Source organism: Actinomadura luteofluorescens (assembly GCF_013409365.1).
Classification (GTDB): domain Bacteria; phylum Actinomycetota; class Actinomycetes; order Streptosporangiales; family Streptosporangiaceae; genus Spirillospora; species Spirillospora luteofluorescens.
In genome coordinates this window covers 3,221,959-3,240,421 of the sequence record NZ_JACCBA010000001.1, presented here as the reverse complement: position 1 = coordinate 3,240,421, position 18,463 = coordinate 3,221,959, and the positions used below count along the sequence as shown (strand labels likewise).

14 protein-coding genes are annotated in these 18,463 nt (G+C 73.2%); 4 read left to right on the top strand and 10 right to left on the bottom strand.

Annotated features, from left to right (window positions below; all coding sequences use genetic code 11):
• Positions 1 to 145: 145 nt before the first annotated feature.
• Positions 146 to 385 carry a hypothetical protein gene (locus BJY14_RS14895; protein WP_179844157.1) on the top strand — a complete coding sequence of 80 codons (240 nt, stop codon included), beginning with the start codon at positions 146 to 148 and terminating at the stop codon, positions 383 to 385.
• Between the two features lie 240 nt (positions 386 to 625).
• Here BJY14_RS14895 and BJY14_RS14890 read toward each other — a convergent pair whose 3' ends face one another.
• From BJY14_RS14890 to BJY14_RS14855, 8 genes are all read right to left on the bottom strand, one after another.
• A complete protein-coding gene (locus tag BJY14_RS14890; protein WP_179844156.1) occupies positions 626 to 1,138 on the bottom strand; it encodes a DUF6328 family protein in 513 nt (170 codons plus the stop codon).
• 51 nt (positions 1,139 to 1,189) lie between these two features.
• On the bottom strand, positions 1,190 to 3,172 hold the full coding sequence (locus BJY14_RS14885; protein WP_179844155.1) for a SpoIIE family protein phosphatase: 1,983 nt from the start codon (positions 3,170 to 3,172) through the stop codon (positions 1,190 to 1,192).
• 112 nt (positions 3,173 to 3,284) lie between these two features.
• The gene (locus tag BJY14_RS14880) at positions 3,285 to 4,079 is read right to left on the bottom strand and encodes an ANTAR domain-containing response regulator (RefSeq protein WP_258945383.1); all 795 of its coding nucleotides are present in this window, start codon (positions 4,077 to 4,079) and stop codon (positions 3,285 to 3,287) included.
• Positions 4,080 to 4,159: 80 nt separating this feature from the next.
• On the bottom strand, positions 4,160 to 4,582 hold the full coding sequence (locus BJY14_RS14875; protein WP_179844153.1) for a CBS domain-containing protein: 423 nt from the start codon (positions 4,580 to 4,582) through the stop codon (positions 4,160 to 4,162).
• Between the two features lie 116 nt (positions 4,583 to 4,698).
• Complete coding sequence (locus tag BJY14_RS14870) at positions 4,699 to 5,073, bottom strand: SSI family serine proteinase inhibitor (RefSeq protein WP_179844152.1); 375 nt, start codon at positions 5,071 to 5,073, stop codon at positions 4,699 to 4,701.
• A gap of 380 nt (positions 5,074 to 5,453) precedes the next feature.
• Positions 5,454 to 6,059, bottom strand: coding sequence for a sigma-70 family RNA polymerase sigma factor (locus BJY14_RS14865; protein ID WP_179844151.1), 606 nt, complete (start codon positions 6,057 to 6,059; stop codon positions 5,454 to 5,456).
• A gap of 421 nt (positions 6,060 to 6,480) precedes the next feature.
• The gene (locus BJY14_RS14860; RefSeq protein WP_179844150.1) at positions 6,481 to 9,666 is read right to left on the bottom strand and encodes a M14 family metallopeptidase; all 3,186 of its coding nucleotides are present in this window, start codon (positions 9,664 to 9,666) and stop codon (positions 6,481 to 6,483) included.
• Between the two features lie 97 nt (positions 9,667 to 9,763).
• Positions 9,764 to 10,507: a TetR/AcrR family transcriptional regulator gene (locus BJY14_RS14855; RefSeq protein WP_179844149.1), complete on the bottom strand. Its 744-nt coding sequence runs from the start codon at positions 10,505 to 10,507 to the stop codon at positions 9,764 to 9,766.
• Between the two features lie 178 nt (positions 10,508 to 10,685).
• On the opposite strand from BJY14_RS14855, the gene BJY14_RS14850 reads away from it, so the two are divergent.
• The 3 genes from BJY14_RS14850 (at position 10,686) to BJY14_RS14840 (ending at position 15,380) form a co-directional block, all read left to right on the top strand.
• The gene (locus BJY14_RS14850; RefSeq protein ID WP_179844148.1) at positions 10,686 to 13,091 is read left to right on the top strand and encodes an ATP-binding SpoIIE family protein phosphatase; all 2,406 of its coding nucleotides are present in this window, start codon (positions 10,686 to 10,688) and stop codon (positions 13,089 to 13,091) included.
• A gap of 132 nt (positions 13,092 to 13,223) precedes the next feature.
• Positions 13,224 to 14,096, top strand: coding sequence for a hypothetical protein (locus BJY14_RS14845; protein ID WP_246395917.1), 873 nt, complete (start codon positions 13,224 to 13,226; stop codon positions 14,094 to 14,096).
• Between the two features lie 39 nt (positions 14,097 to 14,135).
• Positions 14,136 to 15,380: a hypothetical protein gene (locus BJY14_RS14840; protein WP_179844147.1), complete on the top strand. Its 1,245-nt coding sequence runs from the start codon at positions 14,136 to 14,138 to the stop codon at positions 15,378 to 15,380.
• Here the strand turns inward: BJY14_RS14840 and BJY14_RS14835 are convergent, their stop codons facing one another.
• Together BJY14_RS14835 and BJY14_RS46510 are read right to left on the bottom strand one after the other, a co-directional pair.
• Positions 15,381 to 16,262, bottom strand: coding sequence for a hypothetical protein (locus BJY14_RS14835; RefSeq protein ID WP_179844146.1), 882 nt, complete (start codon positions 16,260 to 16,262; stop codon positions 15,381 to 15,383).
• 131 nt (positions 16,263 to 16,393) lie between these two features.
• Entirely contained in the window at positions 16,394 to 18,106 is a 1,713-nt protein-coding gene (locus tag BJY14_RS46510; protein ID WP_179844145.1) for a sporulation protein, read from the bottom strand.
• Positions 18,107 to 18,463 lie beyond the last annotated feature (357 nt).

Genomic DNA, 18,463 nt, shown 5'->3' with positions numbered 1-18,463 from the left:
TGCTCTTCGACGCCGTGAAGGCCCTTATTTCCCCCTGACGGGATCCACCGCCGGCGATTTGGCTTCTTGGAGAGACAGCGGAAGGGTATATACCGCTGCGGTCAGTGGGCCGCAGCGCTCCCCTCAACGCATCCAAGGAATTCTGATGAAGTTCCTCCAGAAATATCGCTGGGTGGCCTTGTTCCTCGGCCTTGTGGCGGCGACCGGCGGTCTGCTGGCCGTCCGCGACGACGCCCCGGCCCCCGTGAAGGACGGGGCCCCCTGCCCGAACGGGACCAAGGTCCTGTCCTGGGACACCGGGACGGGTCTGCCGGCCGACGGCGTCCCCATCGGACGACTGGTCCAGATGCAGTGCCCGACTCCCGCCGGGATCGGGCACGACTAGATCCCTGTCAGCAGGTCATCCCCTCGCACCCCTCCGTGCGTCAAGGGAGATGAGTTCGCCGCGTCGAGGCCGGTGGACTGGCAGGACCCTGACCAATGCCAGAAGGGGCGGCGCTCCATGAACTGCCTCTTCCCCACGATGCCGTCCACCGAGGGCTCAGTCGGTTGACGGTCGCTTTCCGGACCCTTGGAGCGTGCGACGCACGCTCCAAGGGTTCCCTCCACCTGGGCGATCCGCGCGTCAGAGGTCCTCGGTCTTCCGCGCGCGCCCTTCCGCGCGGCGCCGCGTCAGGTACGGCTGGACGAACCACGCCCACCCGCACAGGAGCACCGCGACCACGATCGTGGCGGCGGTGGCGGCGGCCTCGTCCGACAGGGACTGGACGACCAGTGTGGTCGCCGCGGTCATCGAGACGCCCAGCGCGAAGGCGCCGGCGATCCCGAACCGGTTCGCGCGCCGGATCAGCAGCGCCTTCTGCCCGAGCCGGAACAGGATCCGGTGCTGGATGACGGGCGCGATGAAGCAGACGGACGCGAACCCCGCCCCGAACAGCGCGACGTAGAACAGCGCGCGGCCCAGTTCGCTGACCTTCGTGTCGAAGCTCGCCGAGAACGGGACGGTCAGCAGGAACGCGAACAGCACCTGCACGCCGGTGGTCGCGACACGGAAGCCCTGGAGGAGCTCCATCAGCTGCCGGTCCAGACGTTCGTGCTCCGTCTCGTTGCGGGGCTTGTCCGAGGGGTCGACGCTCATGGATGCCGTTTACCCCGGCAAAACGCCCATCAGTCGCGCGGCTGAAACGTTCTAGTCGAGCGTCGGCGGCTCCACCCGCAGCGCGAGAATGGACACGTCGTCGCGCAGGTCGCCGTCGCAGAAGTCGAGCAGCGCCCGCTCCACCCCGCCGAGCATCTCCTCCGGCGGCTTCCCCGCGTGCCCGGCGAGAGCCTCCAGCAGCCGCTCCTGGCCGAACTCCTGCCGCGTCATGTCGCACGCCTCCAGGACCCCGTCCGAATGCAGGATCAGCGTGTCGCCGACGGCGAGGTCGATCGTGTCGAGCCCGGCCTCGAAGTCCTCGAACAGGCCGAGCGGGACGCCGCCGCGCGACGCCGACCTGATCACCCCGTCGGCGCGGACGACGATCGCCGGCGGGTGGCCCGCGGTGCCGAGCGACACGATGATCCGCTCGGTCTCCAGCGTCAGGTTCGCCATCACGGCGGTGACGAACCGGTCCTCGTCCAGCAGGGCCTCGTTCACGGTCGCGAGCACGTCGCCGGGACGGGCCTTCCACCGCGACGCGAGCCGGACGCAGTGCCGGGCGGTCGACGTCACGGCCGCCGCGTCCTCGCCCTTGCCGCACACGTCGCCGAGGACCAGCCCCCACCCGTTCTCGGTGCGGAACACGTCGTAGAAGTCGCCGCCCACCTCCGAGCCGTGGGTGGACGTCAGGTACCGGGCGGCCACGCTCACCCCGGGGATGGAGGGGAGCGTCTTCGGCAGCAACCCGGCCTGCAGCGTGTCGGCCACCTCGGCGCGGCGCCGGTAGAGCCGCGCGGCCCGGATCACCAGGGCCAGGTAGCGGCCGAGCCGCTGCACGACCCCGAGGTCCATGAGGTCGAACGGGCCGTACTCGCCGCTGGCCGCCAGGGTGATCGTGCCGATGGCGCGGTCGCCGTCCTCGATGGGGACGCTGAGCACCGACGTCACGCCGATCTTGCCGCACACCGGCAGCCCGTCCGGGCACATGCCGAGCACGTCGAGGTTCTCCACGTGCGGGCGCAGCGCGCTCTGCCGGGTGACGAAGACGTCGTGGGGAAGCGTGTCCTCGGCGGGGTCGACCTCTTCCAGCATCCTGGCGGCCTCGACGGACCGCTCGTCCTCCGGGCCCATCACGACCTGGCGGCGCAGCGCGGGAGCCGCGCCCGCCCTGGTCGCACCGCCCTGCGCGCCCCCCTGCGGTCCGCCGCCGGGGCCGGTCAGGTCGATGAACGCCCAGTCCGCCAGCTCCGCGGCCAGCAGCCGGGCGCAGCGCCGCACGGCCACCGTCTCGTTGAAGACCGGCTCGTCCAGCAGCAGCTCGCTGGCGGTGGCGAGGACGTCCATCCGGTGCACGATCGTGGCGACGGCCTCGTCGTCGCCCTGCCCGCCGTCGGCGGCGCGCACCCGGGCAGCGCCCGCCGCCTGGGCCCTGGACGCCGCGGCCCCGCCGTCGTCGGCGGGCGTGGTCGTCGGCCCGGCGGCCACCACGACCATCGGGTCGGGCTCGCCGCGGATCCACACCCGCGCCACCGTCAGCACGGCGTCGATCGGATGGTCGCGGCCGAGGAACCGGACGCTGACGCGGCGCCGCTGCCCCGTCCGGATCGCCGCCGCCAGCTGCGACCGGACCGCCGCCCGGGTCGCCATGTCGCAGAACGCCGTGAACTGCTTGCCCGACACGTATCCCGCCGACGTGCCGAGCAGCATGGCCGCCTGCCGGTTGACCCGGCGGACGTTCGTCGTCCGGTCGAGCAGGAACAGCGGGACGGGGGCGTCCTGGAAGACGGTGCGCAGCACGCGCCGCTCGTTCTCGGCGGCGGCCGACCCGCCGGGCTCGCCGGACTGCTCGCCGCCCATCGTGCGCAGCACGGTCAGCGCCAGCTCCAGCTCGACCAGCGCCGCGTCCAGCGTGGCGCGCAGGTCGGGCTCGGGCACGCCGGCGGCCTGGCGCAGCTCGCCGATGCGTCCCTCGAGATCCGAGATCTCCCGCAGGAGGGTCTCGGGCTCAAGCTGGTCAGGCCGATCGTGCATCTGGTCTCCTTTCGTCCGCGTCACCACGGTGGAACCAGGCGGCTCCCGCCCGTCCCGGGCCGGACACCGTTCTACGGGGCCGCTTCACGCAGCCTATGCTCCCCGCCCGCACCTAGGGCAGGCCCTGGTGACCGACGATACGCTGGGCGAGCGCGGTGAGCTTCACGTGGCGCGTCTGTGAGATGCGACGCATCTCGGCGAATGCCTCGTCGGCGTCGCAGCCGAGCGCGTGCATGAGAATTCCCTTGGCCTGGTCGACGACCGCCCGCGCCTCGACGGCGGCCTGGAGCTGGACGGCGGTGCGGTGCACGTCGTCGTACTGCTGGCTGTTCGAGAAGGCCGCGGTGCCCTGCGCGACCAGCAGGGACGTGATCGCGTGCCGCTCGGGCCCGAGCGCCTTCGGCGTCACCCCGTACAGGGTGAGCGTGACGAGGACCCGCGGGCTCTGGTGCGGGGTCGTGGCGAAGCAGCGCACCCCGCGGCGCAGCATGTCCGACATCGCCTCGGGCCAGCGGGTCTCGGCGAGGATGTCGTCGGCGGTCAGCGCCCGGCGGTCGGCCACCACGTCGAACAGCGGCCCGTGCCCGCGGGACAGCTGCCGGTCGGTCACCTCGGCCAGGTCCGGATGGCTGGCCGCGGCGGCCAGCGGTTCGGGCCGGTTCTCCTCCGCGCCGGCGCGCCCGTCCTGGAGGGGCATGTCGGGCATGCCGCTCGCCCGGTCGGGCAGGCCATGAGGGCTCGGCAGCGCCCACCGCACGCTCGCCGCGCCCGCGCACCCCGGCACGGCGCGCGCCGCGAGCTCGGTCACCCGGTGCAGGGTGCCCACGTCGGAGGACTCTCCGACCATGCCCAGCCGGGCGATCTCCAGCGCGAGCTGGTCCGTCAGGACCGTTTCGGTGGACGTCACCTTTCCGAGAGTAGCCTGCCCCGGGGGATGCGCAGGCGGGCCCTGCTCGGCCGTGCGGCCCTGGTGCCTCATGGGGTGTCCTAGTTGTTGGGCGGCGCCTTGCTGATCTCGGGAAGGGGCCCGGAGTCGCCGTTCGCCAGGGCCAGGTCGCCGATGCACACGATCCCGACGGGGTGGTGCTCGGCGTCCACGACCGGCAACCGCCGGACGGCGTGCTCGCTCATCAGCCGCGCCACGGTGTCGGTGTCGTCCTCGGGGTGGACGGTGGTCAGCTCGGCCGTGCAGACGTCGCCGAGCGGGGTGAGCGAGGTGTCGCGGCTCTCGGCCACCGCGCGGATCACGATGTCACGGTCGGTCACCAGTCCGCAGAGCCGTCCCGCGTAGGTGACCAGCACGTCGCCGATGCCCTCGTCCCGCATGATGCGAGCCGCCTCGTAGAGCGTCGCGTCGAGTGGCAGAGACTGGGGCGCCGCCGTCATCACGTCGCTGACCCTCGATGACATAGCGCGCACATCCTCCCGAATAGCCAACGCCTCGCGTGGCCTGTGTGTGCGCGCCCTACCCACGGTCGGCAGCCCTATTCGGACGGTTTGCGAATCGGCCGCCGACCTGCGCCGGGTCAGAACGCGAAGACGGTTCCGGTGCGCGACTGCATCGCGCAGTCGTTGCCGTACTCGGCCTTGAAGCGCGCGGGCCTGCCCTTCCACCGTCCTTCGGCGCGGGCGATGACAGGGGCGTGGACGGCGGTGCACATGCGGCCGTCCGGCCGGTGCTCGAACCGCCCGCCCGACCCCTCCAGCTCCAGGCAGGCCCGCTGGGCTTCGGGGTGCTCGCCCCCCGGCGGATCGCAACGCAGCGTGACCGTCCTACTCCCGGACGTACTCCCGCCCGGATGCGTGACGGAAAGCCGCAACGACGTCTCCGCCCCAGGTGGCGCGGCGGGAATCAGGGCGACGACCGCCCCGACGACGACCGCGCTGAACAGGTTCGGCATACACGACTCCCGAGTTTCCGAGGGACGTCGCACAACGTATCCGACCCATAACAGATCGTGCAGGCGAACGCACACCCTCTATCTCCGAAGCAACCCCCACCCGCCCGCCCGCAACAACCTCAACACTCGCGATCACGACCGTGGCGACGCTGCAACTGCATCAGGCCGGAAGGAGGAGGGCGCCAAAAATAGACACCCCACTGACCCCGGCCACCTCCGCAACCACGCAACGACCTCAATGGTTGCGATCGCGTCCGAAGGCAGGTTCAAGCGAAGCGAGAACCTGATCGCGCAGCGAGCCGCTAGGCGAGTCGAAGCGATGCCAGCGATCGCCCGCGTTTTTCGACGATGGAGGGCGCTCAGCGCCCGAAGGAGGAGAACTACGCCGCGAGACTGAGCGATTCGCGGAGTTGCTTGCGGCCGCGGTGGAGGCGGGACATGACGGTGCCGATGGGGGTGCCCATCAGGTCGGCGATCTCCTTGTAGGGGTAGCCCTCGACGTCGGCGAGGTAGACGGCGTCGCGGAAGTCCTTGGGGAGGGCGCGGAGGGCGGCGACGACCTGGGAGTCGGGGATGCGGTCGAGGGCCTCGGACTCGGCGGACCGGAAGCCGGAGGCGTGGGCTTCGGCCTGCGCGATCTGCCACTCCTCGAGTTCTTCGGAGCCGGCGCGCTGGGGCTCGCGCTGCTTCTTGCGGTAGGTGTTGATGAAGTTGTTGGTGAGGATGCGGTGCAGCCACGCCTTGAGGTTCGTGCCTTCCTGGAACTGGTGGAAGTTCACGTAGGCCTTGGTCAGCGTCTCTTGGACGAGGTCCTCTGCGTCGGCGCTGTTGCGGGTCATGCGGACGGCGCTGATGTAGAGGGGGTCTGCGAGCGGCAGCACGTCGCGCTCGTAGCGGCGCGCGTCGTCGGTCGTGGCGTTGCCGTTGGCGTCGCGGCCGTTGTCGCCCTTGGCGTTGCGGTGGACGGGCGTGGTGACAGCGGTCATCGTCGCTCCCCGTGGTTGTGTCCCCGGTGGACGGGGACGGTTGCCTGGCGCGTGGTCGGGGGCACGCGCGGGCAGGGCGGTTGAACGCCCCCCGTCGAGTGGTACGTGCCACCGTTCCCGGCGGGTTCGGTGTGGCCTCGGCCTCGCTTGGAGGGTGGGCCGAGGGTTCGGCGCGCTTCGGCTGTGCCAGAGCGACCCCGTTGCCGGGACGTCGCGGGCGTGCCCGATCGAGCGCTTCGATCCGCCGGTGGGTCTTCCTGCCCTGTAAGACGCATGGAACGAGCCAAATGGTTGCCAGGGTTCTACGTGGCCTCCATCACATCAGGTCGTTTCTTGGTCAAAGTGGTGCTGATCGGCCGGTATAGAGCCCGATCCCCCGGGAGCCCGCGCGCGGCGGGTCCCGGGGGACCGGGGTGAGGGGTTAGTCGAGCAGGTGGTTCAGGGCCTTCACGGTCAGGGCGCGTGCCTCCGGGGTCTGCTCCAGGCCGAAGCCGAGGAGGACGCTGTCCCTGGTCGCCACCGCGGAGACGGAGTCGATCAGGGCCTGCGACCGGACGAGCTCGGTGCCGTTGCCGGGGCTCCCGGCCGGGGCGCCCTGGACGGCCCAGGGGCCGAGACCGGTCTCGAAGCCTTCGGCGTCGAGCGGGCCGCCGGTGGTGGTGAGCCTGGTGTCGTCGACGAACAAGCCGGTCCCGCCGGTGGCGGGGTCGCTGACGTAGGAGATCGACACTTCGACCTTCTTGCCCGCGTAGGCGGCCAGGTCGAACGCGGCGGGGACCCAGCCGTCGGAATTGCCCGTGAAGGCGTTCCAGGCACCGGACGTCCCGGTGCCCCCGCAGGGGTTGCCCCGGGTGAGGTAATGGCCGAGGAACGGATGCATGTCGATGAGGTAGCCCTGCTCGCACTGTTCAGGGACGGCCGTGCTCGTCCGGCCGTTCTTGTCGGGCAGGGTGGTCCAGTCCTCGGCGCCGGTGGTGTGCGCCTCGACGATGACGTTGTCGAAGCCCGTCTCGGTGCTGTAGGAGAGCTGGGCCTGCAGGGTCGGGGCCTGGGCGGCGGTGACCGAGGACAGATCGATCGTGCGGGTCAGGCGCCGGTAGGCGCCGTCCTGGTGCGGTCCCGCGACGTACCACTGGCCCTCGACGGGTTCGGTGGGTGCGGCGGCGCCGGTGTAGTCGCCGGCCTTCCAGCTGGTGAACTGGGGGAAGCCGGCCTTGGGCAGGACGGTCGAGGTGACCTGGAACCCGCCGGCCTCGTTCACCGGGTTGGCCGGGGTGCCGGTGAGCTTGGACGTGACGCCTTCGAGCGGCGGGGCCGTCCCGGCGAATCCGGTGGGGGAGCCGACGCGCTGCCTGTCGTAGGCGCCCAGGTAGTACTGGAAGAAGTCGTCCGACAGCAGTTCGCAGTCGTCCCGGAAGTTGCCCGTGACGACGCAGGGCTTCTCGGGGTGGCCCTTCAGCCCGTAGTAGATGCCGCCGCCGTTGAGCCGGCTGATCGGGCCGTAGTAGCCGGTCGTCTCACCGGTGTGGAGCAGTTTCCCGCCCTCGTTCAGGTAGGAGCGGACGGACAGCAGCAGGTCCTTCTCCCGGTCGGCGACCTGCGAGTCGCGGGCGTCGCCGAGGAAGGTCTTCACCGGGTCGTCGGCCGCGTCCTGCGTGAGCCGGTTGTCGCCGAGGTACCAGACGACCGCCTTGAAGTGCTTCATGACGCCGAGGTCGTGCGGGACGCCGTCCCGGTCGATGTCCCAGACGAGCGGCCGGTGCTTGGCGGCCTTGACGAGGTCGGCGTACTGGGGGGCGTACCGGGGCTTGTTCGTTCCGGCCGGATAGGTCGGGTTGATACCCGTGTAGTCTTCGTCCGCGATGACCAGGACATCGGCCTTCTGCTGGTCGCGCACTGTGTAGGTGAAGTGCTTGCTCTCCACCTGCTTGTGGCCCTTCCTGCCGGTGAACCACGCCTCGACCCTGTCCCCGGGCCGCTGCCCCGCGACCTCGCCGCGGAACTCGGCGTAGTAGAGGTCGTTCTCGCCGCCGAACCGCTCGCCGCCGCGCCATTCGCGCACGTGGGCGCGCCGGACCCGGCCGCCGTCGATCCGGTAGCGCAGCTCCTTGGCCCGCAGCGACCTGCGGATCACCGCGGCGACCTCCTGGGAGGGGCCGTAGGACGTGCCGAACGCGTCCGTCTCGAAGTCCGGCGCGGTCCGTCCCACCGAGGAGACGGGTTCGTCGGGGGTGCGCGCCGACTTGCCGACCGACAGCGCGAACGGCAGGTTCTTCTGGAACTCGCGGGCGATCAGCGCCTCGTCGTCCGGGAACTCGAAGTCGCTGGCGCAGTCGCCCGGCTCCCACGCGTCGTCGGGATCCTCGTTCGCGGCGGTCGTGCAGGTCGCCATCTCCGGCGTGATCGACAGGGAGCCGTACACGTTGTCGGCCTGGCCGTCGGTGTCGCCGTTCGTGGTGTAGAGCTGGGCGCCGAGCTCGGGCGTGTAGCCGGGGACGGCCGGATGGTCGATGTCGCCGAGCAGCGCGTCGTGGATCGCGTCGTCCGGGCTGCGGGTGAGCGCCTGCCAGCCGACGCCGTGCAGGAGCAGCTGGGCGGCCGAGTGGTAGTTGACCAGGTAGGTGGGGCGGAGCCGCTTGTACAGGCCGAGCTGCGCCTTCGTCTCGGGCTCGGATCCCGCCGCCTTGCCGCGGTAGGTCTGGTTCGCGGGCTGGTCCGAGGAGCCCTCGTTGTCGTAGCCCCACTTGTAGGGGAAGTTGCGGTTGAGGTCGACGCCGTCGGCGCCGGTGATCCGGCCGTCGCCGTCGTTGTCGCGGGTGTTCTTGCGCCAGAGCCGGAAGCCGTCCTTGAACGTCAGGTCGTAGCCGTCCACGTTCACGACCGGGACGAACCACAGGTCCGTGGTGTCAATGATCTTCGTGACCGCGGCGTCCGCGCCGTACCCGTCCACGTAGTGGTGCAGCAGCCGGCGGACCATCTCCGGAGTGATCCACTCGCGGGCGTGCTGGGCCGCCTGGTAGACGACGACGGGGCGCCGGCCGTCCCTGAGGCCGCGCACGTCCCTGCTGACGCGCACCGCCGTGATCGGCTGCCCCTGGCCGGACGTCCCGACGTCCACCGCCGTGGCGATGGACGGATGGCCGGCGGCCACCTTGAGAAGCTCCTCGCGGATGTTGCCGGGGCCGCTGTAGGGACGGAAGACCTTGGGCGCGGCCAAGGCCCGCTGCCGGGCGTCCTTGCCGTTCACCTTCCTGACCGAGAGGGCGAGGCCCCGCGCGTTCAGCGCCGCCGCCTCGGTGCCGCTCATGACCGCCTCGACGTGGACGCGGTCCTTCCGCGCGCTCCTGGAGAAGCGGACGTCCTCCCGGTCGAGCGCGGAGCGGTTCAGCAGCCGCACCTGGTCGGCGGTGAGCTCGGCGGCGTAGACGTCCACGGCGGCGCCGGACGGGGACGCCTTCGGGGCCGCGTGCGCCGGGGAGGCCGCGAACGTCCCGATCAGGAGCGCGGCGGCGGCGAGGACGGGGGCGAGTCTTCGCCGCGGTCCGCGCCGCGTCAGCGGTGTGCGGTGCCGGAAAGGGGTGCGCGGCGGTAACGGTGTGCGCGACATTGCGCCTCCTGGCAGGGATCACAACGGGGGCTGCGCGATCGTCTGCCGAGGGGCAAAGGGTGTCAATGGGGCGTTAGTGCCTGATGCCCGCTTTCGGTCAGGGCGTGGTGAGATGGCCCGCCAGGACGGCCTCGACCAGCCGGGCCGCGAACTCCTCCGGCGCGGCCGGGAGCCCGGCGCCCGCCGCCACCGCATCCGCGCCCGCGAGCCGGGCCAGGAAGGCGTGCTGCTGGCAGCCTCCCAGCAGGGCCGCGGCGATGAACGGCGAGGGCGCGCCGTCCGCCAGCCGTCCGGCCTTCCGCTCGGCCTCCAGATACCCGATGAGGGCCGCGTGGCCCATCACCGGACCCGCCGCCGGCCCGCCGGACGGCCCCGCCGGGGGACCGCCGGGCGCCCCGGGAGGCGGCGGCTCGCCGGTGTGGCCACCTCTGGTCCAGGCACGCGACTTGGCGGCGGTCGCGTTCTGTGCTTTTCCCGGGCCGTCGCTCCGCAGCCACGCGATCAGCTCCGGATCGGCCAGGACGGGCCCGGTCATCGGCAGCAGCTCGCCGTAGAAGCGGACCATCTCCGTCGCCAGGCGGGTGAGGTTCTCCTCCACAGAGTTCTGCCCGACCGATCCGGCGAGCTCCGCCATCGCGGTGCGCGCGGTTCCGGTGACCTCGGCCAGAGCCGCCGCGAAAAGCGCGGTCTTGTTCGCGAAGTGGTTGTAGAGGCTGCCCTCGGACACGCCCGCGGTGCGCGCGATCTCCTTGGTCGTCGCGGCCACGATCCCGCGCGACTGGATCACCGTGACCGCCGCGGCCAGGATCCGGTCCCGCATGGGCTCCGTCCGTGTCGCCAACCCGTTCCACCTCGCTTCCCCGCTGGACGTTAGCACGGTCCGCGACCAATGAGTGAGCGCTCACCCGGAGAGGTTCGGCGGATACCGAGCGAACCGCCCGCACAGCCTGTAGTTTCTCTTTCACCGTGTGTTGCCAGGAGGCTTGCGCGCGTCGTTCCACTCGGGGGAGGGGGACCGCATGGTGATCGCGGATCTGCTGGGCGTCACGAGGATGACCGCCGTCACGGTGAACGACCGCGGCCGCATCAGCCACTGGGACGATACCGCCGCCGACCTGTTCGGCGCCGCGCGCCCGCAGGCCCTCGGCCGCCCGCCCGGCGATCTCCTCCGGCTCCCCAGGGAGCACCGCGGCGCCTTCGAGCCGGAGGCCTTCGGGCAGGTCTGGTGCGGCGCCTGCACCCTGCGACGGGCCGACAACGGCGAGCCCGCCGAGATCGGCTGGTGGATCTACCCCGTCGAGGGCGCCCCGGGCGACCACGGCGTCCGGGTCCTGGCCCTGGCCGCCGACCTGCGCAGGCTCCGCCGCGACGGGATCGGCATCACCGTCGGCGACCTCCTGCTCGCCCCGCCGGGCGTGCCCGGCCCGGCCGGCGCCGCCGCCCTCCGCCCGGCCGCCGTCCGGCTGCTGCGGGTCGAGCCCGCGCTCGCCGGCCCGTCCCCGGACGGGCCCGACCCGTTCGCGGGCCCGTTCGCCGACCGCCTCGCCGAACTCCTGCCCGCGCTCGACCCCCTCGTCTTCGGGAAGATCGCCTCGCAGGTCCTCGGCCTCGGCTGCCCCGCGGTGTCGCTGGGCCTGACCATCCGGCTGCCCATCGTCCCGCACACCGAGGCCGCCCCGGCCCCCGCGCCGACCGTCCCCCTGCCCCGGCCGCTGACGCGCGCCCCCGCGGACCGGCCGCCGCGCGCCCGCCGCGACCTCTCCCACGCCCTGGAGCCCCTCGCCTTCCTCGGCGCGGCCGGCGAGCAGATCGGCAGCTCGCTCGACCACCTGCAGGCCGCCCGGACGCTCGCCGAGGTCCTCGTGCCGCGGCTCGCCGACCTCGCCGCCGTCGAACTGCTCGAAAGCGTCGTCACCGACTCCGCGCCGCCCGCCGACGAGGTCGACGAGACCACGCCGATGCGCCGCGTCGCCGTCGCCCACAACGACGAGGCCGGACGCTGGGACGAGGCCGTCCCCGAGGGCGAGCCGCTCTCCGTGCCGTCCCGCACCCCGTTCGTCCAGGCCATGCGCACCGGGCGGCCCGTGCACATCCCCCGCGTCGACGACGCGCGGGCCGGCCGGCTCGCCGCCGCGTTCGGCGCCCGCGACCTGCGTCCCCTGTTCACCGGACGCGCGCTGCTGGTCGTCCCGCTGATCGCCCGGGGGCGCGTGCTCGGCACGTTCATGCTGCTGCGCAAGCCCGACCGGCACGGGTTCGACCAGCTCGACCTCGCCATGGTCGACGAGCTGGCCCGGCGCGCGGCGCTCTGCGTCGACAACGGGCGGCTGTACCGGCGCGAGGTCCAGGTCGCCGAGGAGCTCCAGCGCAGCATGCTCCCCGACGACCCGCCCGACGTCGCCGGGGCCCGCGTCCGCTACCGCTACCGGCCCGCCGAACAGGCCGCCCAGGTCGGCGGCGACTGGTTCGACGCCATCCCGCTGCCCGGCTGCCGGCTCGGCATCGTCGTCGGCGACGTCATGGGGCACGGCCTCACCTCCGCCGCGATCATGGGCCAGCTGCGCACCGCCGTCCGCACCCTGGCCGCCGAGGAGATGCGGCCCGACCGGCTGCTGCGCCAGCTCGACGGCCTCGCCCGCCGGCTCGGCGAGGACTACCTCGCCACCTGCCTGATCGCCGTCTACGACCCGGTCGAGCGGCGCTGCACGGTCGCCAGCGCCGGGCACGTCCCGCCCGTCCTCCGCACGGCGGACGGGGAGAGCCGCGTGCTGCCCGTCCCGCCGGGCGTGCCCATCGGGGTCGGCGGCGAACCGTTCGAGACGGTGGAGTTCAAGGTCGAGGACGGGTCCCGCCTCGTGCTGTGCACCGACGGCCTCCTCGAACGCCGCGACCGCGACCTCGACGCGGGCCTGGAGGAGCTGCGCGCCCGCCTGGCCGAATCGACCGCCGACCTCGACGGCACCTGCGACGACCTGCTCGACCGGCTCGCCGGGCCCACCCCCGCCGACGACATCGCCATCGTCGCGGTCGGGTTCGACGGCATCCCCCTCGACGACGTCGTCACCTGGCAGCTCGAAGCCGTGCCCGGCAGCGTCCCGTGGATCCGCGCGCAGGTCGGCGCCCGTCTCGCCGACTGGGGCCTGCACGACCTCGCCGAGACCGCGCGGCTGCTCGTCAGCGAGCTCGTCACCAACGCCCTCGTGCACGGCGCGGGATCCGTGGGCCTCCGCCTGATCAGGGGACGCGGCCTGCTCTGCGAGGTCCACGACGACGGCGCCGACATGCCGCACCTGCGGCACACCGAGGCCACCGACGAGTCGGGCCGCGGCCTCCAGCTCGTCGGCCACCTGGCCGCCCGCTGGGGCACCCACCGCACCGCGGGAGGCAAGGTCGTCTGGTTCGAGCAGCGGGTGCCCCGGCGCTGACGGCGTGGTCGTGGGCGCGGCTCCCGGCTCCCGGCCGTGTGAGGTAACTGTCCCGTTCGCGCCAGATACTTTCCAACGTCCGCTTCGTTCTGATCGAAGGGTCGCCGTTCGCCGAGGCCGCCGGGAGATGAGTTGGGTGAGAAGCTGACGCTGCCGGTCCCCGAGACGCTCCACGGCACCTACGCCGTCGCGCTCGCCGAGCCGCTCCGCGACCCCGCGGCCCTCGCCCGTGAGGAACTGCTGCGGCGCACCGCGCCACCGCTCCGCGACCTCGTCCTCGGCATGCTCGGCAGCCCCATGCTCACCCTCGACCAGCGCCCGGCCGACGGCTTCCCGCCGCTCCCCGCCGACCTGCTCGCCGTGTACGGCGGCTCCCCGGCCGAGGTGGAGGCGGTCGCCGCCGCGGCGCACGTCCTCGCCGTCCGCGCCGCGTACCGGCCGGGGCGGCCGCCCGCCCACGAGTGGGCGGCACGCGCCGTCGCGGGCGCCGTCGGCGCCGCCGCGTCCGCCCCGGTGATCGACGTCTTCACCCCGCAGGTCCTCGCGCACGACCGGCTCTTCGGCTCCCTCCCGGGGCCGGGAGGCGCCGTCCGGCTCACCGACTGGATGCTCCTGCCGCACACCACCGGCCGGGACGGCTCCTACATCACCACCAGGGGACTCGCCAGGTTCGGCCTCCCCGAACTGCAGACCGAGCACGTCCCGCCGGGCCTCATCGAACCCTGGGGACGCCTGCTGAACGGTCTCGCCCACCACGTCCTCGACCTCTGGCTGGACGAGCTGCCCGCCGGCGAGCAGCCCCTCGTCGTCGAGATCCCCGACGTCGTCTCCGTCGGGCTCCGCGACATCGCCGCCGCTCAGGGCGCCGACGAGCCGGCGCGGCGCGAGGTGCCCGTGCGGCTGCGCCACGGCCCGGGCCCGGACCCGGTCCTCACCGTGCTGCCCGCCGAGGACGGCCCGGACCGCCTCCGCTCCCTGTGCGCCACGCTCTTCGGCTCCCGATGAGCTTGCCTACGACCTTGCTCTGAGCGCAGGATCGACATCGTGAGATTCGGCCCGCGTGACCGTCGCACCCCACAGCCCGAGGACCCCGGACCCGAGGAGGCCGGCCCCGAGACGACCCCCCGCCCAGGCCCCTACCCCGAAGACGTCCACGTGGCGGGCAAGGGCGCCGCCCCGGAACCGGCCCCGGACGAGGCGCCGTCCGACTGGGTGCCCGTCCAGCCCCCGCCGGAACCCGAGAACGAGCCCTGGACCCCCCACCCGCCGGTGCCGCCCCCGGCCCCGCCGCCCGTCGAGACACCGGCGTCCCAGGAGGAGTCCCTCTGGGTGACACGCGAGACGCCCCCTGGATTCGGCGTGGGCGAAGCCTCGCCGGGCGAGCCCTGGACGCCCCAGGAGACCGGCCCCGCGCCCACGGGGCGGCACGCCCGAAGTGACGACGAGCCGTTCCTGCCGGGGAAGGGTCTGGCCGCCGCGCCGCCCTCGGCGACCGTGCCGGACATCCCGGCGCCGCAGTGGGCGCCTCCGCAGCCGCCCGGCCCCATGACCGACCCCGAACGTCGCAAGGCGATGGCGGACGCGTTCGTGGCGGAGTTCGTCGGCAGCACCACGTGGCAGGCGACGCTGGCCGTCCTGGAGAGCGCGTTCCCCGGACTCGGCATGGCCTCGACGCTGTCGCGCAGGACCGACGAGCTGTGGCGGACCATGGACGCCCTCGACCGGACGGCCGCGGCCAAGCTCGGCGTGCCGGTGTGGCTGGACGACGCGGGCATCGTGCTCGACCTCAGCGCCCGCCTCGGCGTCCGTGCGGTGCGGACGCCGTCGCACGGGCTGGCGCGCCCGCCCCGCGCCTCCCGGCCGTACGCGGGGGCGTTCGTCATCGACACGCTCGACCCGCTGCGCTACCACCGCGCGGTCGGCGGGCCCCGGGCGCCGCGCGACCTGCCGGGGGAGGGGACGCTGCCGGCCCCGTCCGCGTCCGAGGACGACGACAGCGGCGTCGTGATCGTCGCGAACCTGACGTCGGCGGGCGTGCGCGTGCTGGACTCGGCGGCGCTCTGGCGCTACGCGGGCCGGGTGGTCACCGGCACGGTGCACGAGGCGGGGCGTCCGGAGACCCGCGTCCGGGCGCGCCGGGCGCTGCGGGCCCTGCGGCGCGTGGTGGTCGTCGACCCGGACCTCGGGCTCGGCCTGTGCCTCCAGATCGACGCGGCACGCGTCCCGCGGTGCCTGCTGGCGTTCAGCGTGGACCGCACGGACGGAGCCCCCCGGTTCGTCCGCCCCTGATCAGTCGTCCGAACGCAGCCAGGTGAGGTCGCGCTGCCGGTCGGCGGGCAGCTCGCGGATGTGCTCGACGAGCCGCCACGGCTCGGTCGGCGGCGCGCCCTCGTCCGGCAGCACCCCGCACAGCACCGCGCTCTGCGTGCTGACCGCGACGAACGGCCCGAACCGCGCGACGCCGCCGCCCCGCAGCGACGCCAGCTCGGTGAGCAGCACGGTCACCGCGGCCGCGTCCTTCGGGTCGTAGAGGCCGCGCACGTAGGAGAACAGGTCTTCGGCGAGGACGTCGGGGCGCCGCCCGGACATCTGGTAGACGGTGCCCCAGTAGGTGCCGGTGGCCTGCTCCGACCGCTGGTCGCGCAACCGGACGCGGAGCCCGCACTCGGCGGCGCACTGCTCGTAGGCCTCCGCGAGCAGCGCCTCGCTCTCCCCCTCCTCGCTCAGCAGCGCCCCGGTGACCACGCCCTCCTCGCGGTCGAGCCGGTCGAGCATCTCGCGGTGCAGCTCCTGGACGTCCTGCTCCACCGCGTCGAGGGTCCGCGCGAGCGCGTGCTGGGAGTCGCGGTCGAGGTCGATGCCCGAGAGCTCGTCCGACAGGTCGCCGAACTGCTTCTCCAGCCGCTCCACCCGCCCGGTGACGGTCTCCAGCCTCTCCGCGACGTCGGACGCCGGCGCCTCGGGCTGCGGCGGCGGGATGGGGATGCCGACCGGCTCGGTCGCCTCGTCCACCACCCGCTTGAGCACGTCGTGGTCCCGTGCGAGATCGTTCAGCTGTTTCCGCAGGTTGCGCAGCTCCGCCTGGGCTTGCGGAAGCCGCTTGTCGGACGCCAGGTAGAGCTCGCGTCCGGCGATCGCGAGGCAGAGCAGAACCAGGACCACGGTGGTCATGTGACTCCTCGGAGGCAGGCTGCGCTCACGACGATAACCACCCCCGGCCGGGTTGGCCGAGTGCGCAGCGGATCCCGTCCGAAACGCCCTTTTTTCCTTTACCCATCGTCTCCCCGGCTACCCCCGGAAGATCAGCCGAAGAGGCCGCCCAGGAGGCCGCCGAGGATCTCGGCGGCGCCGCCCGCGAGCTCGCCGGCCACGTCACCCGCGATGTCCCCGGCGATGCCGCCCGCCGCGTCCGCGATCACGTTGCCGGCGACGTTGCCCGCGTAGCCGGCGAGCGCGTTGCCGAAGGCGTCCACGGGGGCGCCGGCGACGTAGCCCGCGACGTTCTGCGCGTATCCGGCCGCGTCCAGGGCCCCCATGGCCATGCCGCCGGCGACCCCCGCCGCCGCGACACCGCCGACGAGCCCGGCCGCGGCGACGCCGTGCCCGAGGTGGCGGTGCCCGTGGTAGCCGGGCGGACCGTGGTGGACGTGCGCGGGCGGCGGATACGGCGCGGGCCCCGGCGGCGCAGGCGGAGGCGGCCCCCCATGCGCGGCGGGCGCATACGGCACAGGCCCCGGCGGCGCGGGAGGTGGCGCCCCATGAGAAGGCATCCCATGCGCAGGGGACGGCGCCCCATGCGAGGGCATCCCATGCTGAGGCGCAGGAGGCGGCGTGCCATGGGGCGGGGTCCCGTGTGACGGCATCCCGTGCGATGGCATCCCATGCTGGGGCGCAGGAGGCGGCGTGCCATGGGGCGGGGTCCCATGCGAGGGCATCCCGTGCGATGGCATCCCCTGTGACGGCATCCCATGACCGGGCATCGGCGAATGCGCGGGGGGCGGGAAGCCGTGCCCGGGCGCTGGGGGCATGCCGGGCGGGCTCGGCGCGTAACCCGGATCGGCCACCGGCGCAGGCTGCCGCTGACCAGGAGCAGGCGCGGGCGGCGGGAAATGGTGGTTGCCGTGCGACCCGTACTCGGCGGGCCCGCCGTAGGCCGCCGCGGCCTGCGGCGGAGGCGGCGGGAAGGCCGAGTGCCCGCCGGGCGGCGGCAGCGGCGCCTGCCCGGGCGGCGGCGGGGAACCCTGAGCCGCCGGGCCAGGCCGCGACGACCGGGGCAGCGCCACCGCCGCCTCCAGCCACTGGCCGATCTTGGCGTTCCAGTCGGTCTCCGCGGCCTCGGCGTGCGGCACCTGGAACACGCCGAACGACTCGTCCTGCGGGGTGTCTCGGTCCTCGGCGCGCAGGACGAAGGCCATGGCGCGCGGGCTGGCGACGAAGGCCAGCCCGACCTTCTCGATCCGCCCCTGGTGCGACGGCGGCGGGTTGAGGTGGATCTCCTGGTGGAACGGCAGCTGCTGGGACACGCCCCGCAGCTTGGACGACTCGAACGTCACGTTGGTGATCTGGAAGCCGAGCCGGGCGATCGAGGCGAGGACCCACTGCTGCGACTCCAGCGGCTCCACCGAGATCGGGTCGATGTCGCCCGGGTCGGGCTGCCCCGCCACGTCGATCTCGGTGCACATCCCGATGGTGAAGCCGGGCAGCTCGTGGCCGAGAACGGTCGTGAACGGCAGCTCGTAGGGCAGCGGGATGGAGAACGCCAGGTCGCGCTGCCCTCCCGCGTCCAACCGGAATCCGCGGGTCAGCGCGCCCCGGTACACCTCGGGCCCCGCGGTCTCGCCGCCGTGGTGCCGCATGCGCGGCATCAGCGCCAGCGTGACCTGCCGGATCTCCGCGGGCCCGGCGCCGCCGCGCAGGTGCACCTTGCCCGCCACGACCCCGCCGGGTTTGCAGTTCGGCTCAGCAAGGATCGTGTCGACGGACGGTCCACCGCCCGCCATCTGCCCGTAGGACACCGGCCGTTCCCCTCTCCCGCCGCGAGGCGAAACACCCCGCGCCCACCACCCGCGCGACCCGGGCCGCGCGCACCAGAAACTTAGACCCCCTCAACCATGCCACCGGTTCACCCCGCCGGGACCAATCCCCCAATTTCCCACCGATTGCCTCGACGCGCTAGACAGGCGCCAGCACGCAAGCGCACCCCAAGAAGCCGCGCAAGCGCGTTCGCAAGGCCCTCCCCAACCTGCCGAGAAGTCTTGACACAGGATCGCCACGCGCGCCTGAACGCGCGCCCAGCCGCCCCAAGAAGAAACACCAAGCCGACCCATCAGGTCGCCGCGGCCCCGAGACGACGTAGACGGCCGTCAGCACGA